The organism is Kosakonia sp. S42 (assembly GCF_016624785.1).
Lineage (GTDB): Bacteria > Pseudomonadota > Gammaproteobacteria > Enterobacterales > Enterobacteriaceae > Kosakonia > Kosakonia cowanii.
Genome location: NZ_JACVTW010000086.1, coordinates 1 through 659, shown reverse-complemented (window position 1 = coordinate 659; position 659 = coordinate 1). Strand labels below are relative to the sequence as shown.

Sequence of the window (659 nt, the reverse complement as noted above, 5' to 3'; positions counted from 1 at the left end):
TATTGCGTTGCAAATGATCCAGATGAATATCGTTTCTGCACCGGACGAACTGCGTGATCAAATACGCAATCTGACCCGGATGCAGCTGATCCGCACCCTGGCCGCATGGCGACCGGATGTTACGGCGTATCGCAATGTTCAGGATGCTTATTGTATTGCCCTCAAATCGCTGGCTCGACGATATCTTGAACTGCACGATGAAATAGCAGACCTCGATATCATGATCGCATCAATCGTTGATGAGCTGGCGCCTGAGCTGATTAAGCGTAACGCAATCGGCTATGAATCGGCGTCACAGTTGCTGATCACAGCCGGTGATAACCCTCAACGGCTTCAGTCAGAGTCTGGCTTCGCGGCCTTATGCGGAGTGAGCCCCGTTCCCGTCTCATCAGGCAAAACAAATCGCCACAGACTTAACCGTGGTGGCGATCGTGCAGCGAATAGCGCGCTGCATATCATCGCTATAGGCAGATTACGCACGGACACGAAAACACAGGAGTATGTAGCGAAAAGAGTCTCGGAGGGACACTCAAAAATGGAAGCACTGCGATGCCTGAGGCGTTACATCGCACGCGAGGTCTTCACACTGCTTCGAAATCAAAATCGGCAGATCAACAGCACTCAAATAATGACTTGACACTTAGAAGGGCGTCCAGGGC

General features: G+C 51.6%; 1 protein-coding gene. It reads left to right on the top strand.

What is annotated here, in order from left to right:
• Window positions 1-637: transposase (locus IAE50_RS25670; protein ID WP_200581695.1), on the top strand; the 637-nt coding region annotated here is incomplete at its 5' end.
• Between the last annotated feature and the right edge of the window lie 22 nt (window positions 638-659).